The sequence below is a fragment of the Fundidesulfovibrio butyratiphilus genome (assembly GCF_054657235.1).
In genome coordinates this window covers 751,982-770,000 of sequence record NZ_BAAHXA010000001.1, presented here as the reverse complement: position 1 = coordinate 770,000, position 18,019 = coordinate 751,982, and the positions used below count along the sequence as shown (strand labels likewise).

Annotated in this window: 12 protein-coding genes (1 of these 12 only partly in view); 5 read left to right on the top strand and 7 right to left on the bottom strand. The window is 66.5% G+C overall.

Annotated elements, in window-relative coordinates; all coding sequences use genetic code 11:
- Positions 1-3,966, bottom strand: partial view of a glycosyltransferase family 9 protein gene (locus ACYQ01_RS03925; RefSeq protein ID WP_459932529.1) — the 5' portion only. It extends 405 nt beyond the left edge of the window; 3,966 of the gene's 4,371 nt are visible here — the first part of the coding sequence; it begins with the start codon at positions 3,964-3,966; its stop codon lies beyond the left edge, outside the window.
- Positions 3,963-4,964: a glycosyltransferase family 2 protein gene (locus tag ACYQ01_RS03920; protein WP_459932528.1), complete on the bottom strand. Its 1,002-nt coding sequence runs from the start codon at positions 4,962-4,964 to the stop codon at positions 3,963-3,965. The genes ACYQ01_RS03925 and ACYQ01_RS03920 overlap by 4 nt, the downstream gene beginning before the upstream one ends.
- Here ACYQ01_RS03920 and ACYQ01_RS03915 point away from each other — a divergent pair.
- Positions 4,963-5,979, top strand: a complete 1,017-nt coding sequence (locus ACYQ01_RS03915) for a glycosyltransferase family 2 protein (protein WP_459932527.1) — start codon at positions 4,963-4,965, stop codon at positions 5,977-5,979. The two genes, ACYQ01_RS03920 and ACYQ01_RS03915, sit on opposite strands and share 2 nt — an antisense overlap.
- Here the strand turns inward: ACYQ01_RS03915 and ACYQ01_RS03910 are convergent.
- A complete protein-coding gene (locus tag ACYQ01_RS03910) occupies positions 5,918-6,226 on the bottom strand; it encodes a hypothetical protein (protein ID WP_459932526.1) in 309 nt (102 codons plus the stop codon). The two genes, ACYQ01_RS03915 and ACYQ01_RS03910, sit on opposite strands and share 62 nt — an antisense overlap.
- A 317-nt stretch (positions 6,227-6,543) precedes the next feature.
- On the opposite strand from ACYQ01_RS03910, the gene ACYQ01_RS03905 reads away from it, so the two are divergent.
- Entirely contained in the window at positions 6,544-7,890 is a 1,347-nt protein-coding gene (locus ACYQ01_RS03905) for an autotransporter outer membrane beta-barrel domain-containing protein (RefSeq protein WP_459932525.1), read from the top strand.
- A gap of 124 nt (positions 7,891-8,014) precedes the next feature.
- Here the strand turns inward: ACYQ01_RS03905 and ACYQ01_RS03900 are convergent, their stop codons facing one another.
- The 4 genes from ACYQ01_RS03900 to ACYQ01_RS03885 all read right to left on the bottom strand — a co-directional run bounded on the left by ACYQ01_RS03900 (position 8,015) and on the right by ACYQ01_RS03885 (position 13,729).
- Complete coding sequence (locus ACYQ01_RS03900; RefSeq protein ID WP_459932524.1) at positions 8,015-10,084, bottom strand: hypothetical protein; 2,070 nt, start codon at positions 10,082-10,084, stop codon at positions 8,015-8,017.
- 6 nt (positions 10,085-10,090) lie between these two features.
- Positions 10,091-11,212, bottom strand: coding sequence for a transglutaminase domain-containing protein (locus ACYQ01_RS03895; protein ID WP_459932523.1), 1,122 nt, complete (start codon positions 11,210-11,212; stop codon positions 10,091-10,093).
- A 55-nt stretch (positions 11,213-11,267) separates the two neighbouring features.
- Positions 11,268-12,263 (bottom strand): FecR family protein, encoded by a 996-nt coding sequence (locus tag ACYQ01_RS03890; RefSeq protein ID WP_459932522.1) that lies wholly within the window; start codon positions 12,261-12,263, stop codon positions 11,268-11,270.
- A gap of 134 nt (positions 12,264-12,397) precedes the next feature.
- Positions 12,398-13,729, bottom strand: a complete 1,332-nt coding sequence (locus ACYQ01_RS03885; protein ID WP_459932521.1) for a glycosyltransferase — start codon at positions 13,727-13,729, stop codon at positions 12,398-12,400.
- Here ACYQ01_RS03885 and ACYQ01_RS03880 point away from each other — a divergent pair.
- From ACYQ01_RS03880 to ACYQ01_RS03870, 3 genes are all read left to right on the top strand, one after another.
- The gene (locus ACYQ01_RS03880) at positions 13,718-14,590 is read left to right on the top strand and encodes a glycosyltransferase family 2 protein (RefSeq protein WP_459932520.1); all 873 of its coding nucleotides are present in this window, start codon (positions 13,718-13,720) and stop codon (positions 14,588-14,590) included. The two genes, ACYQ01_RS03885 and ACYQ01_RS03880, sit on opposite strands and share 12 nt — an antisense overlap.
- Positions 14,591-14,593: 3 nt before the next feature.
- Positions 14,594-15,871 carry a hypothetical protein gene (locus ACYQ01_RS03875; protein ID WP_459932519.1) on the top strand — a complete coding sequence of 426 codons (1,278 nt, stop codon included), beginning with the start codon at positions 14,594-14,596 and terminating at the stop codon, positions 15,869-15,871.
- 238 nt (positions 15,872-16,109) lie between these two features.
- Positions 16,110-17,813, top strand: coding sequence for an FAD-dependent oxidoreductase (locus ACYQ01_RS03870; RefSeq protein ID WP_459932518.1), 1,704 nt, complete (start codon positions 16,110-16,112; stop codon positions 17,811-17,813).
- The last annotated feature ends 206 nt before the right edge of the window (positions 17,814-18,019 follow it).

The following is an 18,019-nucleotide window of genomic DNA, read 5'->3' as shown; positions in this document are numbered from 1 at the left end:
AATGTGAGCGGTTTTGTCTCGAATCAGCCGGTCGGCTAATTCGGCCCAGAAGGATATGGGCCAGCGTCGCATGGAGGAGCCCGAGCCGGGGTGCAAGCCTACCAAAGGTCGTCCCGCCGGCAGGTTGAAGCGTTCCAGAACCACGCGTCGATCAAGGCGCGAGACAAGTCTTGGCAAACACTCGTTCAGGACAAGACCGGAACGCCTTTGGGGCGGGGCGCAGGCCACGGCCAGGGCAAATTTTTGAGCGGCGGCGTGAAGTTTGTCCACATAGCCGGCCAGGTCGGCCACCCGGTCGATCAGGGGGAGGCAAATATTCCCGGTCGGTCCACTTCCATTCGGGCCATTTGCATCCGGAGCGTAACCCGCGCGTAGGTTCGCTTGAATGCCGTCCAACAGGGGGCGGCTTTCGGGATGGCGACGCAGGTCCACGGCCAAATCGAAACGTCTCCCCGTCAGTTCCTCGACCAGGCGTGGACCGCGACCGGGAAGAAGGCCTTCTTCGGAACGCGGGTGAAACAATGGCTGGGCCACCACTTCGTCCACGTCGCACAACCGGAGGGCCAGATCCAGATTCGCCGGTGAGCAGACCAGGGTCAGGCGCGCGTCGGGGAAAGTGCGGCGCAAGGCTGTAAGAGCCGGCAAAGCCAGAACCAGATCCCCCAAATGGCCGAGTTCCATGGCCAAAATTGTTTGAGGATTCGCTGCCCCGGGTCCGGCGGTCAGACCAAGACAAGCGGCGTCTTCGGCCGTGAGACTGGGAACGTGTCGCTCGACGAACACGGGAACGCAGGTCGAGCGGGGAAGCGGCGCGCACGGGCTGAGATGTTGGTGGGAGTAAGAATCCTGGGCGGACAGAGACTCGGCCCAGGCCTCCAGCAGTCGAGCCCGATCCGCTGAAACCGGGATCCCCCGACGGGAGGCCGATTCCTTGTGCCGGAGTACGGCCTTCGGCGTCCAAGCCGCGAAAAGGCCAGCCTGGGCCGCGCGCAGACAGAAGTCGGTGTCGTTGCATTCGACGGCGTAACTCGGGTTCAGTCCGCCCAGGCGGTCCCATACTGTGCGGGGCACGGCCGCGCAGGCGAAGGTCACGGCCGTCACACGTCTGGCCTGAGCGAGAAGGGGGTTGAGCGCCCCATCGTCACGGGTGCGGAGAAAGACGTGGCGAAAGCCCTTGCGGGTGTGAAACATGCCCGCGTGCTGTATTCGGCCGTTCGGATAGAGCAGCTTGGCCCCGACCACAGCACAGCCGGGGATGGCGGCCAGGTCGGCCAAGGCCGTGAGCCAGCCGTCGTTCAGCACTTCCACGTCATCGTTTAGCAAGACCAGAAGGTCTCCGCGCGAGGCCTTGGCCCCGGCGTTTATCAGACGGGGAAAGTTGAAGGGGCCATCGTCGCGCACCAGACTGATTTTGATTTCGGCTGGCAGTGGGCGAACCAGATCGTTCAGAGACAGGCCTTCGGGGCTGTTGTCCACCAGCACGACTTCGAATGCCAATCCAGCCGGTCGGGCGGCCAGCGAAGCCAGGCAGGGGACGAGATTTTCCGTGATATGCTTACCCGCCGTGGGAATGATTACGCTGGCCAGGGGGAAGGCCGGTTCGGAAACGGACACGGCTGCCGCAACGGGCGGGTCCGGTTTGACCGGCGCGGCGTCGAGACAGGCGTTTCCCATCGTTCGGGACAACAACAGGGGCAGGTTCACGGCCTGGTCCGTGGTCAGGGCGAGACCGTCGAACAGCGCGCGGACTCCGCGTTCTTCGTCCAGTTGGAAAGGTTCTCCGCTTCGCTTAAAGGTTTCCCCAGAAAGGGCCACCAGTTCGTCCCGGGGCACGGTCATGGCGGACGGCAGAGGCGGCAGCCCGTACTTGAGGCGCGGCCGGAACCGTCCGCACGAATCCGGAACCAGGTCGTCGGCGGTGAGAAGGAGCAGGGATCGTCTGGTCGCGACGGCCCTGGCCATCTCGAAAAGCGCTTGGGGTTCCAGCCGCCGGGTGCAGGTCAGGTGGACAGCCCAGGCCACGACGTTCAGGGGGGGGCCTGAAGGGCCCGCCCCGCGCGCATCTTCGGCCACTTGGTCCAGGCATGCGGCGCCCATCCGGGTGGAAAAATCGTCTCGACGCACGTCCACTCGTGGGTCCCGGTCCAAAAGAATAGGCAGGGGCGCGGTGTCGTTGGCATCCGCGAGCAGGACGAGGCGCCAAAAAGGATACGTCTGGGCCAGGAGCGACTCGGCCGCTTCCATGGCCAGGGGGAGGCGTTGTCCCCTGGCGTCGAGAAAGACCGCGAAGGCGATGCGCGGCCGCAGAGTGCGCCCCATGTCACGCTGCCAGTCCAGGGCGGCGGGTGTGGGACGCGAAAGTTGGGCCAGGCGGTCGGGAGACGGCGCGGTGGGGGCGCTTCGGCCTGTGCGCAGATGCCAGGCCAGGGGATTTTCCCCGCTCCGAGCGAGTTCCGGGTTGTTCAGTAGCACGAATCGGGTGACAAAATCCGCATGGGGGTCGCGTCCTTCGCCCGCGCCGTGGTCCAGGTAGTGGACCAGGGGATTGCTGTCGGCTTCGGCCACGTCCGGGGAGTGGCCCAGGTAAAAGGCCGTATCGAACAGCGGGTTGGGGTCGTGGCCGGAAGTTTTGTCGTGAGCCAGGTAGTAGGCAAGGGGGGAGAGGCCGGAGTTTTGGGCTTCCGGGTGGTGCTTCAGGTAGAAATCCTGGTCAAAGACCGACGAAACGCGGCGGCCTTCGCGCCAGCCGTGGACCACGTAGTGCAGGGCCGGATCGTGTCCGGTTGCGGCGACGTCGGGATTTTGTTCCAGATAGAAGGCCTGGTCGAACAGGCCGCTTTCCCGAATGGTTCGGGCTTCGCGCTCCTGCGCTTCCCGATGTGGTTCCCGACGCAGGGCGGCGCCCAGTCGACGAAGCGGTGCGGTGATTTTCCAGGAGAGCGAATTTCGGCAGGCTTCGGCCTGGAATCCGAGACGGATTCCTTCGGTGCGCAACTGGCGGATCTGGGTCCGGGCGAGGTCCAGGATTTCCAGACGTTCTTCGCCCAGGCGATCGGAGCGTTCCAGCGCCTCCCTCAAGACGTTGACCTGGGCGCGCAAGGCCAGTTCCGTGGTTTTTGCCTGGTCCAGGGAGCGCGTCAACTCCATGCGCAGTTCCCGTTCCCGGCGCAGCGAATGGGTCAGGGCGTCGCGCTCCTCGCGCAGTGCGTCCATGGCGTTTTCACGACGTCTGAGTTCATAGGTCTGGACCACGCCCTGGCCCAGTCGGGCGAAATGGGCGCGCACCCAGTCGCCTTTCGGCGTGCGGTCCAGGGCGGCCAGACCGGCCAGGGCCGTTGGCGGGCCTTTGCCCACCAGGAGAACTCCCAGGCCGTGGCCGTGGGGGAAGACGAACCCGGGGAATGTGGCGCGAAGTCCCTCCCAATATTGGTCAACGCAAAATCCGTTTCGGGTTTCATATACGCCGGAAAGAAGCGCCACTCCGCTGGAACTCAGTTTCGGCCGCCAGGTTTCGAAGTCGTGGCGCACCGTGTCCACGGCCGGGCGGGCGTCGATGTGCAGCATGTCCACCGATCCGTCGGCGGCCAGAGACAGGGCCTGGTCGAACGTGGAGCGGACCAGGCGCGAAAAATGGCCATACAGGGGGTCGTGGTGGGCGGCCAGGTCGGCCAGCGTCGAGGGCTCCTCGCGGGGAGCGTCGCCGGGCCAGGGGGCCACGCCCAGGCAGGTTGTCTTCAAGCCGAGTTCGGCCACAGATTGTGCCAGGGCGCAGTACGAATTGCCCGAATCTACGCCCAGTTCCACCGCCCGGAGCGGAGCCGCCGTCCGCGCCAGCCAATGGATGAAGGGCGTATGCTCCAACCGGTCGGGCGGGTCGGCCAGGCGCAGGGGCTCAAACGCGGCTTCGTTTCCCCGGGTCAGGCTCTCGAGAAGGACGGCGATGGCATCGGGTCCGACGGGGGTCATGGGCCGTTTCCGACGGGGGGGAACACCACGGGCGCGGGAGCGCATCCGGGGCGGGAGGCGCTCCCGGTCAGGCGTGCGGCCAATCGGGGCAGAGCCACGACCAGTCCGGCCAGGGCTCCGGCCGGATAGGCCAGGGCTTCGCAAGGCCGTCCCGAAGCAAGGCGTGCGGCCAGCCCCGCCAGACTGGAGAGCGGTCCGAGCGTCAAGGCCAGGAGGGCGGACAAGGACGGGTAGTTCTTCGCGGCCAGCAAAAGGGCGTTTCGTTCGCAAAGAAAAATGCGTCTGGCCCGGGAAAGCGGGTGTGCGCTGCCCCGGCTCACATGCCTGGCCCGAATTCCCGGCACACAGTGCAGGGAATAGCCCGTGCGGCGCAGGCGCAGGCTCAAGTCCACGTCTTCAAAATACATACCGAAGGTTTCGTCGAACAGTCCCGTGCGGTCAAGGGCTTCGGCGCGGTAGAGCGCGGCGGCGGCGCTCACGCCGGGGACGTAGCGGATGGATCGTCCCAGGGTGTCGGCGGGGCGTCCCGCTTCCAGGTCCCAGCAACGGCCGGTGAGCCCCGCGCCGCACCCGGCCGATTGTGTCGCCTCGGGACGGGAATCGTAAACCAGCAGCGGTTGGCAGGCGCCGGCCTCGGGGGTGGCTTCCAGAAAGGCGGCCAGGTCGTCCAGGCAACCGGGGGGAAGAAAGACGTCATTATTGAGCACGAGCACCATGCGCGCCTTGTCGGCCAGGGCCAGGCGCAGTCCCCGGTTGGCCGCGACGGCGAAGCCCAGGTTTTTGGGGTTGCGCAAAACCCGCACTCCGGGAAATCTCCCGAGCGCGGCGCGCAACTCTTCGGGCGGCGAGGCATTGTCCACCACCAGGATGCGGCCCCGGCCGCCTCCTTGGGCGTCCAGGGACGCAAGACAGCGCGCCAGCAACCCGGGGCCGTGGTGGTTCACCACCACGACCGCCATGCGCGAGCGGTCAGCCGTGTCGAAAAGGAAGTGCCCCATGCATCGCACCTGCGTCATCATTGTGAACTGGAACTGCTGGCCCCTCACCCGGACTTGCCTGGAAGCGGTGGCTGTCCAGACGCGTCGTCCGGCCCTGACCGTCGTGGTGGACAACGCCTCGAAAGACCTCGATTCCGAGGAGGTGTTAGCCTTCGCGGGCGCGTGTTTCAAGCGTCCGGTCTTGGCCGTGGACGGGCGAACGTTCGCCCCGGAGGCGGACTTCGTTCTCGTGCGCCTGGATCGCAACCTGGGGTGGGGCGCAGGCAACAACGCCGCGCTCAACCTGGCCTTGCTCGGCCGGGGCGTCACGGGGTTCTGGTTTCTCAATCCCGACACCGTGGCGTCTTCGGACTGCCTGGAAGCCTTGGAGCGCTACCTGGACGCCCATCTCGACGTGGGAGCGGCCGGGGCCACCGTGCTCAAGGGGCCGGTCGGCGACCGGCTGGAGTGCGCGGCGGGATGCCGTTACCTGCACCAAGCCACCGTGGTGCTTCCGGCCCATGCCGGCGTGCATCGGTCCCTGGCGGCGCGCGTCCCGGAACCTCGGATCGATTACGTGCTCGGGGCCTGCATGTACGTGCGCCGGCAGGTGTTCGAGCGGATCGGGCTGTTCGCATCGGACGGGCTGCTGTATTACGAGGAGGCGGATTTCTGCCTGCGAGCCCGACGAGCCGGGTGGAAACTCGGTTGGTGCCGGTCCGCGGTGGCGCGCCATCTGGGGGGAGGCTGCCTGGCCCTGGCCCTCCCTGACGAGCGGGAACGCAAGCGGCTGGCCAACTACCATGAAAACCTGGGCGCGTTGCGTTTCGCCTGGAAAAGGCGACGGCGCAGCTTTCCGCTGGCCTTGGCCGCACGTGTGGTCGGCAAGCTGGGCGTGCTTGCCTGGCGGCGGGAACTTTACCTGGCCGGCCCGCTTTTTTCGGCCCTGCGCGACTTCGTCCTGGGACGGGCGGTCACTGGGCCAGGTCCGGCGCCTGGTCCACGGTCACGCTGCGCTCGGTCGCGGGATCGGTGACCTGCCAGCGGCCGTCTCCGGTCTTTTCCACCTTGACCTTTTGTCCGGCCTTCAGGCCGGAAAGTCCGACGGCTTCGGCCTTGGCCGGATTGCCCACGGTCACGAAGGCGGCGCGCCCCGCTTCCACTCCCTGCACCTGGGCCCGGGACGCGGCCCCCAGTGTCGCGGGCGGAGCGGCCAGGATCGGACACACGGCCAGGCAGACGAAAAGGCATACGGCGAATGTGATGAACGAAACGCGCGACATGGGCGGGCCTCCTGGCTGAAGAACGATTCTTTTCGTGGTTTTTTCAGGCTATGGAGCAATTTGCGGGCCGTGTCCAGTCCGCAAGGTCAAAATCCACCGGAATTCAGTAAACAAATTGACTTTGATACGTCGATTTTCTACCCCATAGGGACGTTGGGGAGTGGATACGGACTGTGGCATTCTGTCGCTTCCGCCCTCGAAGGAGTTGACGACGAATGCCAAGGAACTGTCATGGTCGTATATCGGATCGGAAACAAAACCGATGCGATAGACCCGCGCGTCACGGGGTGGGAAAAATCGGAAGGGGAGCAACGGGGATGCGGGGAGACCACGGCTTGAAAAATGCGGGCGCGCGCCACGGCAAGGCCGGTTCGTTTTTCACGGCGTGTTGTTTCGCCGCCTTCGCGCTGGCCCTGGCGGTTTGTTGTCTGCGTCCGGCCCTGGCGCAGACCTCCAACGGCGCGGGGAACTCCACCCAGGACACCAATAATCGCAACGTTCAGTCCACCACCGTCGCCACGGCCAGCCTGCAAAGCGCGACCACGGCCACCAGCACCATCATCGGCGATCGTTTGTCATACGTCACCGCTCCGACGGGGGCCGGCGGCGCTGGAGGAAGCGCCGGAGGTTTGGGCGGCGCGGGAAATAGCGGCGGTTCCGGCGTGAGCGGGGGCAGCCTGGGCAGCGGCGGCTCCGGTGGGGAGTCTGGAAGCGGCTCCGGGGGCTCCGGCGGAAGCGGCTCGGGCAGTGGCTCGGGAAGCGGCTCCGGCGACTCGGGGGGCCAGCAGAGCGTGCCGGTGCCCTCCAAGGAGCGGGCTTCGCTCCGGTTGTTCAATCCCTTCGGCTCCGGTCAGAAGATGTTGGCCATGCAGGGATTCACTCGCCAGACCGGCCTTTCCGCCGGTGACGAGACCCCGGAAAATCGCAGCGGCCTGTGGGCCATGGTCTCCACCAACTGGTTGGGCAACTTCAAGAGCAGTACGCGCTACGACGGCAATATCTACACCGGCATGCTGGGCTATGACTTCAAGCCCACGGCCCGCACGGTAGTCGGCCTTTCCGGCGGCTATCAGGCCATGAACCTGAACACCAGCTACAACAACGGCTATTCGAACAATCAGGGGCTGATGCTCATGCCCTATGGCAGCTATACCCTGATGGAAAATCTCATTCTGGACGCGTCGTTCGGCGTGACCTTTCTGAACAACCAGACTTCGCGCACCGACTTGTACAAGGGGGTGGTGGCCCGGGGCGACTATTCCTCCCTGCGCGTGTTGGGCACGTCGAACCTGACCTATTATTACCTGATCGACAATTGGACTTTCGCGGTCAAGGGCGGCGTCCTGCTCACCAACGAGCACAGACGGTCCTATACCGAAGGGGACGGCAGCTTTCATGTGGGGGCGGATACCTTCCTGGGCGAGCTCATCGTGGGCGGCAAGGCGGGGTATCGTTTCGGGCGGTTTACGGTGCAGGCCGGGGCCAACTACCTCTACGACTTCGACACCGCCCCCAATCTGGACCGCGACGAGGTTCAGGCCCTGCTGGGGGTGAACTGTCAGCTCACGGACGCCTTGCTCTTCAACATGGAGCTCTCCAACTCCTTTTTCCGCGACTACACGCGAAACACCGGACTGACGGGCATGCTTCGCTACGAGTTTTGACGTCGGGCCGCGCATCCGGCCGTGCCGCCTTTTTCGCGGACTGTCCCTGACGGGGCGGTCCGCTTTTTTGTCGGGTCGACCGGCCAACGGCGAAGGCTTTCCCGGAGACGCCGGCGAGGAAAGGTCAGCGGGCCCGCGTTTCCGGGAGCACGCGCCACACTCCGCCCACTCCCGGCCGATAGGCCAGGGGGGAGAATCGGGGAGGGGCCTGTCCCGTGGGGGTCAGAAGCCGGAAGGCCAAGCTGCGAGCCAGGGGACGGTTGGCGATGAAGGCCAGATCCGTCGGCGTGTGAAACAAAAGGATGGGGTCGTCCAGGGAGTCGACCAACTCGGGGGTGGGGACGCGCCAGGCAAGGTCCACCACGGATCGCACCGAGGCGTACCCCTTGGCCCTGGCCTCGTCCGGCAGGACAAGACGGCCGGCCCGGACGTCCACGCGCAGCCCTCTGGTCGAAAAGACGTCCACGCAGTTTACCGGCGGCCCCTGGGGCGGCTCCGGGGAGGACCCGTAGGCCATCCAGTGGCCGTTTCGTCGCCACATGTCCCAGGGCAGGGCGAGAAAGACCGTGACGGAGGGGAAGAAATGGGCGTGGAGATCGGTCAGATCGTCGCCACTCAGGGCGCGCATGAGCGCGACGGGATCGCTGGCCCCGGAAAACAGACGGATGAGCAGGTCCAGCGTCTTTTCCCTTGACCCGACGCGCGCGGCCAAGCGGTCGAATTCGCCTTGTCCCCGGGCGGCGAAGAAACGCATCCAGTTCGCAGCCAGCCGGGCGTCCGGACAGACCAGGGGGAAGGCGGCTACGAAGGCGTCCCCGGCGGTCTGGGAGCCGCCGTCGAAAAACGGGGTGCGTCCGGTGCGCCAGGCGAGATAGTATCCGTAGTCCCACCAGCTCCACAACACGGCGTCCGGGGGCATGGAGCTGGTCGCTTCAAGGACCAGGGCGTCGAAGCGGGAGTCGAGGACGAATTCGGGTTTCCATGTGAAGTCGCGTCGCACCGCCGGCAGGCAGACCAGCCCGGTCAGGACCAGGGCGGCCAAACAACGAACGGGCGCGGAGGGGCCGGCCGGACGAAGCCGGACCACCGTTGCCGCCAACACCCCCAGGCCCACGGCGGCCAGGGGAAAAAAGAAAAGCGTCATGCGCATGGAGCGCAAGGCCAGGGGGCCGGCGGCCAACAGGGGCAGCAGGGGCCAAACGGCGCGGGGCCGCCGGAAAAGTCCCAGCCCCAGCCCGGCCAGGGCGGCGAGAAAGGCCGGACCGGAACCGGAGACCAGTTCGGCCAGTTCCTCGGGGCGCAAGGGGCCGAGTTCGATAATGGAGGCGGCCATGGAGGCCTGCTCGGCATTGGTCCCGAGGGCCAGGCCGATGTGGCGTTCGGCGTAGAAAAAGAGCCCGGCGAGCGGGTCGGGCAGGTGTCGCCAGGTTCCGCTGAACAAAAGCGCGGCGCAGGCCGTGGCCAGAAGCAGCGTGCCGGCCCGGACGAACCGGGTGGATTTGCCCATCCACCGACCCGGAGCCGTAAGAGCGCAGACCAAAACGGCCGCGCAGAGATAGCCGCCGGGTCGCCACCACCAGGCGCAAATCCCGGTGCAAACCGCGTACACGGCCAAGTGCGTTCGTCTCCTGGTGGGCGTGTCGGCAAGCAGACCGTCCAGGGCCAGGGCGCACGAGAGCAGCAGGGCGGGAACCAGGCAGGGCGTCTGACATCGGCCCAGGGCGGTCACCTCCACCCAGTACGGGCAGGTCATGGCCGCCAGGGCGGCGGCCGGTCCGGCTTCGTCTCCGCCCAGGCGTCGACCCCAGGCCCACGCCGGCAGGATCAGCGACAGGGAGAGCAGCGGCGATAGCCACAGGGCCACGCTGTCGAGCGGCAGGCCGAAGAGTTGTGCGACCAGGGCCAACACCCGCGACAGGGCGGGCGTATCCGGAGGCCTGGCCGCGGCCGTTTGCGCCTGGCCGGAGGGGGCGGGAGGCGTCTGCCCTTCGGCCTGGCCCGACAGGCCGGCCAGGCGTAGAAAGTGGTAGCCGTCGGCGTTGACCAGCATGGGGCGCCCCGAATCGCTCAAGCGATACGGGCTTTGCATCAGGAAGTGGTAATCGCTTTGGGCCTTGAGCGCGGTGAACGCGGCGCAGGCCAGCAGCAGGAGGGCCACCAGCCGGACGGGCGGACGTGGAGAGGCCGAAGGCATAGGGGATTAACGCCCGGCGTTTCGCCCCGCAAGGGGCTCGGTCTTAAAACGGGGTCGGGACGGGCGGGCCTCGGAGTCGGCGTCCGTGGGGCCGGGCCGGGCCGACGGACCCGGCGAAGCGGCTTTCAGACGGTCCAGCTCGGCCCTGGCCGGGGCGCAGCCCGGATCGACCTCCAATGCGCGGGCGAAGCGGGCCGCCGCCTGATCGCGCGCGCCTTCGGCCAGCAGGCAGCGCCCCAGTCCCACCAAACCTTGCACCGTGTTCGGGTCGAGCTCAACGGATTTGCGAAAGAGCCGCTTGGCCAGCACGAGCTTGCCATGGTCGTAAAACACTTGGCCCAGGTTGGCGAATGCGGTCGGGTAATCGAAGTCCACCTTGCCCAGCACTGGGCAGCCGGGCTTGACGTAGACGCCCTGAAAGGCGTCGGCCGCGCGGCGCAGGATGTCGTTGGCCCGTTCGATGTCGGTCATGCCCGCGTCCCAGAGGTCGGCGGCGCGCAGAATGTATATTTCGTTGCCCGGCAGGTAGGGGATGGCCCGGCCGCCGCAGTCGTAGACCTCGAACGCGGTGGAGTCGAGCAGGACCCAGCGTCCGTCGGCCCAGGCCTCCACGAAGCAGTGTCCGTAGGGTATGCTCAGGCTGTTGTCGCGGTGTCGCTTCACCCATTTGGCGTTCATGGTCACCACCAGCCGCGCGGGATACCCCATGGCCCGGCACAGGGCCAGGGTGGCCAGGGCGAATTCGCTGCACGCGCCCAGGGTCTTGCGTTCGAACACCTGGGGGGCGGTGTGGTCGAACTGATTGGGGTTTTCCGCCGGATCGTAGGCCAGGTGTTCGCCCACGTAGCGCATGGCCGAGAGCAGGCGCTCCACGTCGTTTGTTCCGGCCAGCGACCGGGCGATGCGCTCCACCTTGGGCGAAGGCGGAGTCTGGGGCGAGACGAGGTATTGTCCGGCAACGGGCGGCTCCAGAAGCGGACCCGCAAACTGGGGCTTTGAAGCGGTCCGTCCTCCGTTTGAGGCGCAGCCCAGGGCAAACAGGACCGACAGGGCGGTCAGCAGGGCCGCCGTCCGCCCGAAGCGGACTCTTCCACGCAAGCGGAATCGAAAGCGCGAAAGGCGGTTCATGCGAAGCTTTCAAAAGTGCGCCCGGCCGCTGGCCAAGCGGCCGGGCGCGCAAGGATCATTCGAAAACGCTGGGCATGCTCGTGCCCGACGTGGGGGTCCCCACCCGATTCAGGACTCCGGGAACCTGTTGCGGCGTCACGGGGACCGGAGGCGCGGTAACGCCGGCGGGGGACACGGTCGTCACCTGGAATGATCTGACGATCACCGGGGCGCCGGTAGTAGGCAAGCCTCCCACGAATCCGGTCACGCCCACGTTGGTGTTGGCGCCGGAAAGCACCACGGTGTTGGTGGGGGTGTTTTGTTGGACGCCGGCGGCGTTTATTTGGACGGCGCTGCTACCCGGATTTATTATCAATTGCGGAGCATTTGGGGAGCTATTAATTGTGGATTGGGCGTGGGCCGTGCCCACGAACCGGAACAGATCGAGAAAGCTCGTCGGCTTTCCGGCGCTTCTGGTCACATTGGGTATTTCCTTCTCGGGCACGATGGCCACCACGAAGTCCGAGCCGCGCACGCCGATGACCGCCAGGGGCGTCTGCACCTGAAAGTCGTTGTCCTGGCCCTTGCCCAGCTTCTGCACCACGAAGCGGGCCTTGCCCTCGGCCAGGCCCACCACGGTGTCGCGTTTGCCTTCGTTGGCGTCGTAGACGGTCTTGTCCAGGGTGACCTTGGAGAGCGACGCCATGGAAAACTGGCTCTTGTCGTTCATGAGAACGACCATGCGCGAGTTGGCCCCGGCCACCAGGGTGTCTCCGGCGTAGACCGGCTTGGCCTTTTCGGCCTTGTAGGCCTGGGTCTTGTCGTCGGCGTGCAGCACGTAGGCCTCGTTTTGCACGAAGTCCACGGAGCCGACAGGGTTGTCGGAAAGCTCCCTGTACTGGGTGACCACCTTGGTCCCTTCGGGCAAAAGCGGCGTCTGGGGGGGATAATCATTGCCCAGCACGGTGAGCAGCACATCGCCCGGATTGATTTCCGCCGCCTGGAGCAGGCAGACCGATGCGAGCAGACAGCAGAGGAGAATAAGGGCGGCAAAGGCCGGAAATCGTCTCATGGCGGGTCCTGTCCAAAGGCGTCGCGACGCGGGGATGCGTCGGTAGGGGGTTGGGCCGCTGGGCCGGTGAGCGGGTACGTTTTTTTCTGTAAGGGCTGGCCCAAAAAGTCAAGGAGGGGCCGTTTCCGGCGGGGTCAACTTCGGGTCGCCACGGCTTGCCGGTAGACGACTTCCAGGGCGCGGGCCACACGCGAAAGGTCGAAACGCTCGATCAGGCGGTGGCGTCCGGCTTGTCCCATGCGCAGACGTTCGTTCGGGCTGTCGGCCAGCCGCGTGAGCGCCCGGGCCAGGGACGCGGGGTCGGAGGGGGGGACCACAAGCCCCGTGGCCCCGTGCTTTACCACCTCGGCCACTCCCGACCCGGCGGGGGAGCAGGCCACCACGGGTCTGGAAAAGGACATGGCCTCCAGCGCGACCAGCCCGAAGGCTTCAGCCCGGTTCACGGCGGGCAGGCAGAAGATGTCGCATTCGGCCAGCAGCCGATCGCGCCGGGCGTCGCTCACTTTGCCCGGAAACGCGATCCGGTCGCGCAGACCGAGCCCGTCGGCCAGCGAACGCGTCGCATCGAGAAACGGCCCGTCGCCCGCCAGCACGAATCGCAGAGGCGGCGGCGTCTGCGCGGCGGCTCGCACCAGGATGTCGAAGCCCTTGTAGGCCGCGAAGCGTCCGAGGCCCAGAACCGTGAGGGGACCACCCGGGCTTTGGGGCACAGTGCGTTCGGGTTCGGCTTTGGCCGGGAAGGGGCTGCGTTCGGGCGTGTGGGGGCTGTCGAGCGCGATGCCCAGCGGAACGACCACGCATTTGTTTCGATGCTTTCGCAGGGCGTCGCTGGCGTCGCGGCCCGCGTCCGAGGTGCAGACGATGCGCGCCGCGCGCGCCAGGACCCGCGAAAGCGGCGGGCGGTAAAGGGGATAGGCCAGGCGCGCCGCCACGGGCAGGGCCTCCGGGGGGACGTCGGCATGCCAGTGGACCACCAGGGGAATCGAGGCGCTCGGCAGGGACCACAGGACCGAAAGGTTGGGCAGGTGGGCGTGGACCACGTCCGGGCGGATTTGGCGGACCATGTCGCGCACGGCCGCGCCGTATCCCGGCGCGAACGGGGCCGGTCCGCTGGGCCACACGGCCGGGACGTCCGCGAACCGGGGAGGAGCGTCCTGCGCGCCGTCCCGGAGGGGAACGCCGGGCCGGTCGTCGGAAACCGATCCGCCGCCTGAAGCGGCCAGGCGCACGGCGTGAACGCGGTGACCGTCGCGGATCTGGCGATCCATGAGGGCGGTCAGGAAGCTTTCCATCCCGCCCACGGCCGGAGGCGCGAATTTGCCCAGATGAAGAATGCGCACCGTGTGCCCCGTTTCGCCGTCATGGCTTTTGGCAAGGGAGTCTGTTAGGGAGAGAAGCGAATACACCGGCGCGTGCGACTTTTCGGCCGCGCCGTAGCCGTTTTGGGAGCCCCGATGTCCGCGCACGTTCATCACACGCAACAAGGGTGCGACCCGGCGCCGTCCGGCGTCAAGCCTTTTTGCGTGGTCATGCCCGCCAGGGACGAATATCCCACCGTCGGCGGCCTGGTGCGTCGCATCCGCGCCCTGCACGCCTGCGAAGTGGTGGTGGTGGACGACGCCAGCGGCGACGGCACGGGCCGTGCCGCCAGGGAGGCCGGGGCCACGGTGTTGCGCCTGGCCGAGCGCCGCGGGGCCTGGCGGGCCGCGCAGGTCGGGCTGGGCCACGCCCTGGGCCGGGGCTATCAACTGGTGGTCACCTTCGACGCCGACGGCCAACATCTGCCCGAAACCATCGTCCGGGTGCTGCTTAGGGTGGACGGGGGCGGGGCGGACGTGTGCGTGGGGTCCTGTCCGGGCCGGGCCGGGCCGCTCAAGAAGGCCGCCTGGTCGGTGCTTCGCCGCTTGTGCGGCAGCCGGGTGCGCGACGTGACCTCCGGGCTGCGGGCCTACAACCGCCGGGCCGCCCTGGCCCTGCTCAGCGAAGAGGCCGGTCGCCTTCACTACCAGGACGTGGGGGTGCTCATGCTGCTGGACGAGGGAGGCTTCCGCGTGGACGAGGTCGAAGTCCCCATGTGTCGGCGCGCGCATGGTCGGTCGCGCCAATTCGGGGCCGTGACCGACATGGTCGGACACCTCGTCAAAAGCGGCCTGCATTGCCTTCGGGCCGGGCGCTTTCTGCGCTCCGGCACAAGAGCTTTCCGGTCGGAGGCGTTTCGCTTGTCGCCGGGTGGGCCGTGTCCGCTTCCTCCGGAGGCTGAAAGCAATACCCGCGCGTCGCTTGCCCCCCTGCCGTCCGAGCCGGTGCGGCTGGGCCGTCCCGGTTGAGCCGTGTCGGACACGTCCGCCGCGACGGTGCTGGTCGTCACCCGTGACCGGGGTTTCCTGAGCCAGGTCCGGGCGGTGCTGCCCCTGGCGGCCCTGGTCCAGAGGGGAAAGCTCGCGGGATTTCGCCTGATCGACCCCTTGAGCGGCGAGCTTTCCAACCATTACCGTCACGAACGCTTCGACGCCGTGGTGCTGCAACGCGAGACCAGTCACGCGGCGGTGAATTTTTTCGTTCGCCGCAATGCGCCCTTTCTCTACGACATCGACGACCTGCTCGTGCATCCCCCTGCGTATTCCCGCTACCGGCCGGATCGACGGGCGCTCGCGGGCGTGGCCCTGAGCCTGGTCCACTGTCGCGCGCTCGGGGTCACCAGCGACCGCCTGACCCGCGCCCTGGAGCGCCGCCTGGGCTTGACCCTGTCCGACAAGGCCCGGTGGCTGCCCAACGCCTCGCCCCGGACGGAACCCCTTTTTCGGCCGGCGGCCAGGCCTCGGGGGATCTTTTTCACGTCGAGCGACCTGCCGGCCCTGACCGTATCGGCCCGGGCCGTGTTCGACGCCGTGGAGGCGTTTTCGATTCGGCGGGGCCTGCCCGTGTACACGGCCGGAGACTTTCCCGTCCCCTTCACCGGCCGGCGCGACCTGGGCGTGATGGATTACTGGCGACACAAGCACTTTCTGGCCTGCGGTCCGGCCCTGATCGGAGCGGCCCCGCTGGAAACCCGGGGCGACGCCGACACGCTGGAGTTCATCGCCTGCAAGTCCGACGTGAAAATGGCGGAATACGCCGGGGCCGGACACGCCGGGGTGTACAGCCTCTCGCCGCCGTATGCCGAGTCCGACCTGTGCGGCGGGCCGCTGGTGGAAAATACCCGCCAGGCCTGGATTGACGCCCTGGAAGCCCAGTACGACACGGGGTGGCGGCAGGGGCCGGAGTTGGCCCGGGCGGTGTGGGAACGCAGAAACGCCCTCCGGGTGGCCGAGCGCCATTGGCTCCCGGCCCTGGCCGCCGTGCGCCTGGAGCGACCGTTTCACGTGCGCGAACTCCAGGCGGCGTTGGCGGGCGGGGCCGGGGCTTCCGTCGGCGAACCGCTGCACCATCGCCTGGCCGATCTCGTGTACCACGGTTTGTACACGCGTTTGGTTCCCGACGGGCTCAAACGCCGCGTGGGCCGTCTGGTCGAACGTCTGCTCGAAAAACGCGGAGAAACCGGATCCGGGCCCGACGCGAACGCGGCTCGACCGGGACAGAACGGGGCAAACGGACGCGATCCTGTCTGAATCGGCAGTGCGTTCGCTTCCTTCGGGTTTCGGATGTTCCAATCGGTCAAAGAAGAGCAGGCCCTTGACATGACAAAAACTGTGGACTAAAAAAAGAAAATTTGTTTAGGACCGATGGAGTTTGGGGCGGCAAAATCGGCCGTTTTCCAGGCCCCGCGAGTATGGCGGTGAAAGCTTGTCTGTCAAGTCGCTCCCGCTATCGCTCGGATCGCAACAACTCGAACCGCAAGGACTCGCCATGTCAGAACAGGTTGTCGTTATCGGAGCCGTGGCCCTGGGGCCCAAGGCCGCCTGCCGCTTCAAGAGGATCTCGCCGGACAGCAAAGTGATCATGCTCGACCGGGACAAACGTATCTCCTACGGGGGTTGCGGCATTCCCTTCTACGTTTCCGGCGAGGTCAGCGAGTTGAAGGCTCTGCAGGAGACCAGCTTCCACACCCTGCGTTCGCCCGAATACTTCAAGGAACTCAAGGGCGTGGACACTCGGGTTGAGACCGAAGTCACCGCCATCGACCGCAAGGCCAAGACCGTGACCGCCCGCCACTTGCCCACCGGCAAGGAAGAGACGATCCCCTACGACAAGCTGGTCATCGCCACCGGCGCTTCGCCCCGCAAGCTTCCCATCCCGGGAATCGACCTGCCCGGCGTGCATGCGGTCAACAACCTGGACGCCGCCGAAGGCATCAAGAACGCCGTCATCGCCGGCAACGTCGGCACCGTGGCGATCATCGGTTCCGGTTTCATCGGCCTGGAAATGGCCGTGGCTTTCGCCGACATGTGGGGCCTTGAAGTCCACGTCATCGAAATTTTCGACCAGATCCTGCCCGGCGCGAACAGCCCGGTCCTTTCCCGCATGGCTCAGAAGCACATGGAGGAAAAGGGCGTGGTCTTCCACATGGGCGACCAGGTGAAGGCCATCGAAGGCGACGGCAAAGTCCAGCGCGTGATCACCGACAAGCTGACCATCGACTGCGACATGGTCATCGCCTCCGTGGGCGTCATCCCCAACGACCAGTTGGCCAAGGATTGCGGTCTTGAGGTTTCCGAGCGCGGCGGCATCATCGTCGACGAGCACATGTGCACCTCCGACCCCAACATCTTCGCCGGCGGCGACTGCGTGCTGGTCAAGAACCTGATCACCAAGCAGCCCATGTTCCTGCCCATGGGCTCCATGGCCAACCGCCAGGGCCGCGTCATCGGCGACAACCTGGCCGGCATCAAGTCCAGCTTCAAGGGCGTTGTCGGCTCCTGGTGCGTGCATCTGTTCGAGATGAGCTGCTCCGGCACGGGCCTGACCCTGGCCGGCGCCAAACGAGCCGGTTTGGACGCCTTCTCCGTTCAGGTCACCGCTCCCGACCGGGCGCACTTCTATCCCGAGCGCGGCGCCATGTCCCTCGAGATCGTCGTTGAGAACGGCACCCGCCGCGTGCTCGGCCTGCAGGGCTATGGCGTCAACGGCGACGCCGTTGTGGCCAAGGTCAACTCGATGGCCGCCATCCTGCCCTACTCCCCGACCATCCTCGACATCTCCAACCTGGAGATGGCCTACTCCCCGCCGTTCGCCTCGGCCATGGACATCCTCAATGCCCTGGCCAACGTGGCCGACAACGTCGCGCAGGGTCGCTGCAAGACCGTCAACGCTCTCGAGTTCGGCGACCTGTGGGCCAACGACAAGGGCGACACCTACATCCTCGACTGCCGCGACAAGATCGAAGCCGAAGACATGGTGGCCAAGTTCCCCGAACGTTGGCACAACTTCACCCAGAAGCAGATCATTGCCGGCGGCAACCCGATTCCCACGGACAAGCGCATCGTGGTGCTGTGCAGCTCCGGCGCTCGTTCCTACGAGTCCCTGCTCCATCTGACCCAGCTGGGCTTCAAGGACGTTTGCTTCCTCGAAGGCGGCATGGCCGGTGCGGAAGTGGCTGGTCTCGAGTTCTAGTTCGATTCGCCTCCGCATTCCTGGGGACCGGCCGTTTGGCCGGTCCCTTTTTTTGTTCCCTCCGTCCCGGAGCAAAACGCGATCGCGCGGCGGTTTGGCTTCCCCCCCCTTCGCGTGAGGAGGAAAACCGCGTCGGACGTTTTTTTTGCTCATTTGAGCATAAAATTGCCCCCTCGGTCTTGACGCCGCAGAGGGGATTCCTATTT